Here is a 3,355-nt window from a genome sequence, read left to right on the forward strand (position 1 = left end):
TGATAATGTCCTAAAAATCATGGAACTATTCGACGATGAGACAGTTAGCAATAGAGCAAAGCCGAATATTGCTCTATTGATGCTTATCGTTGATCATAGTCTTCTCAATCAGCTTAACTGGCAAGGTAAAGAGAAGTTAATTGTTGATATCTTCAAGGATAAATTGAATATTGATTTAACAGCAGATAAGAAAGCCGGTGAGATGACGGAAACACTAGGTAATCCGTTAAATGAAGAAATACCGGAAATACCTGTTGTTAACTTTACATTGGACGCAGAAATGATATTTGCGACTTTTTTGTATGACTACAATGTCAATTTATTTGAACAACAAGGAATACTGCAATGGGAAGAGTTTTTAGCTTTATTTAATAATCTATCCGAAAAAACGCCGATGCGTACAGCGATACACTATCGAACGTGCGAAATACCTAAGAAAGATAAACATAACGCCGATGAACGAAAACGAATCAAGAAAATGAGAGAGCGGTATGAACTTCCGGAAGCTAAAGTCATTAGAGAAGAAATGGAGTACAAGGCGTACCTAAGAAGATTAGAAGCGCAAAAGAGGCAGGTGACTTCAATTGGCTGACGGACGGGTTGAAATAGATGCAAGGATAAATAACAATAACGTTAGACGAGATGTACAAAATATTAACAGAGAATTAAACCGGATCGGCGGAGGGATGGGCCGTACTGCTCGTGATATGCGTAATAACATGGGTAGAGAAATGCAAGGCATGGTAGGTGACTCAGAGTATTACGCTAGAAAATATCGCAGAGCATACGGTAATGAAATAGGCGGGTTAATGGGTGAAATGGGCGGTTATTATCGCTACATGTCTCAAGAAGCTCAAAATATGATGATGGAAATGAAAGAAGGATTCCACGCTCAAAAAATGGCAATGATTCCATTTATGGAAGACCAGATTAAGGCTACACATGGATACTTTAAAATGGCTCAAGGCTCTAAGGAATTTCAAGGGACAAACAAAGATTTCATAAATCAAGCCAATGAAATAGGAAAAGCAATGAAAGCTTCACAAGATGCACAAATTAATGCTAACAGGCTTGCTATGATGGGAATGCTTCAAACTATTGGCGCTATGAATGCGATGTCTTCTGCTGCGTCTAAAACAACTAAGAATCTAGATCAGATGAAAAATCCTTTATATAACACAGCTCGTCCCGCTCTTGCTTTAGTTGATAGCCTGGATAAAGTAGCTCGTAGCGGTTCAGCTGCTCAGATTGCTCTAGAATTACACGGCCCGCAAGCCAGTATGAAAACTCTATCAGATGAAGCTAGGAGACTTAATTCAGTAATGATGGGAAGGCCTATCCTAGCTATGGGGGGCGGACTGAGAATGCTTTTCTTGTACGGTCCTCGGCATAAAGCTAATATGGAAATGGAACCTAAATATTCTGAAGCATTTACTAATATGATGGAGAAACTTACAAAAGCATTAGAACCTATGAGGCAAGCTTTTACTGCAGTAATGGTACCTATCTATAATTTTGTTGCCAAAATGGCTGAGTTAACAATAGCATTTAACGAGGCACACCCCGTCATGGCTAGATTTATTCAGGGTACTATTATGCTAGTCCCTGCATTGATGGGATTAATGTTACCTTTAGCATTAGGTGTAGGGTATTTTAGAGGTTTAAGGGCAATTCTATTCGCTTTACGACCCTTAATTATGCCTGTTGCAACTGCATTCGCTACATTATCAACACCGGTATGGATCGTAGCGGCTGCGATTACAGGGGCTACAGTAGCTTTTACTCATTTTTACAAAACTAACGAGAAATTTAAGGGATTCGTTGACGGAACTATTAAAGGGATTACGGACTTCAGTAAAGCTTTAGTTAAAAACGGAGCTGAATTACTCCAAAATGCTTACAATTCAGACAAGGTACAGAATAGTATTAAAGCCATGCAGTCAGGATTCGTCATGGCAGGTAATAAAGCGAAAGAGTTTGGTTCTAATGTGGTTAGTATGGGTAAATACCTTTACTATACAGCGTTAGACGGAGATTATTTGAATGACTGGATAACTCATTTACCTGAGGGATTCCAGGGCACAGCACTTAAGATTGGCCAATCAATGAGTAACATGAGAGAAAAAATTATAGGTACATTCCCTGTTATTCAAGAGTTCGGAAAGAACGTAATGAGTATGGGTAAATACTTAATGTATACCGCTATCGATGGTGATTACTTTAATGACTGGGTAACGCATCTTCCTGAGCCATTTCAAGAAACTGCCTTGCAAATTGGAATGAGTGTCGCTAACATTCGGCAATCGGTAATTGACTGGGTATCCAGTACAGTTAACGAGGGTGCGCGAATGGGTGTTACTTTGAAAGATATGGGTATGTATTTCCTAGAAGTAGCGAGAACCGGTGATTTTGCTAATGAATCACTAATGAAACTTCCTATCAATATGATAATGGGTGTTAAACAGATGGGTATCGCCCTTGCTGAGTTTAGAGCGAACTTTATCTCTACCTTTCCAGTGATAGCGGCATTTGGCCAAAATCTGCTGAATTTGGGGCAATACATATTACAGGTAGTGCTTACAGGAAATATTATGAATGGTTGGTTAGCTGGTATGTCAGGAGGATTCCAAAACGTAGCAATTCTAATAGGACAGGCTATAGAGCAAATAAAAGCTAGTATAGGCTTATTTGTAGAGGCTATCCGGCTTGCTATGGGTGGAGACACTTCTCAGCTAGGTCAAATATTCTCCACGATACTTCCTACACTTATTACCATCTTGATCGGCGGGCTTCCTGCGCTGCTTCTTACTGCAATGCGGTTCCTGCCTACAATTGTAGACGGGATCAACACAATGTTTCCTAACTTCCTAGCAACTGCAGGTAGTATCTTGCTGAAATTCGCGGAAACAATAGTTGGAATGCTTCCTACAATACTGCAGATAGGTATTGATATTATTTCTAAGCTAGTAGATGGATTAGTTACGGCACTTCCTGTACTCGTACAAATGGCTATAGATGTTATTGTTAATGCTACAAACGCTCTAATGACTGCCGTTATTGCAATGGCGCCTTCATTAATTAATGCAGGGTTAGACATGATTATGAGTATTTGCAAAGGGGTAGCAGAAAATCTACCTAAAATTTTAGAAATGGCACTAAAAATTATTGGAATGCTTCTTACGGGTATCAATAACATGTTGCCTAAAATAATAGAAGCAGGAATTAAAATTTTAACTGAATTGATTAACGGTATTGTTCAAAGGTTCCCCCAATGGGGGCAAATGGGCTATGATAAGATGAATAAATTTCCCGATTCCATCCTAAAGCACCTACCGCAAATTCTGCAGACCGGTAT

2 protein-coding genes are annotated in these 3,355 nt (G+C 39.3%); both read left to right on the plus strand.

Translation table 11 applies throughout. The features are described from left to right. A partial coding sequence (locus KVT34_RS28955; protein WP_217563144.1) for a Gp15 family bacteriophage protein occupies positions 1–592 on the plus strand: 592 nt, incomplete at its 5' end. Then, on the plus strand, positions 585–3,355 hold a 2,771-nt coding region (locus KVT34_RS28960; protein WP_217563145.1), incomplete at its 3' end, for a carbamoyl-phosphate synthase large subunit. The genes KVT34_RS28955 and KVT34_RS28960, both read left to right, overlap by 8 nt.

The sequence above is a fragment of the Paenibacillus sp. GbtcB18 genome (assembly GCF_019091125.1).
GTDB classification, from domain to species: Bacteria; Bacillota; Bacilli; order Paenibacillales; family NBRC-103111; genus Paenibacillus_F; species Paenibacillus_F chitinolyticus.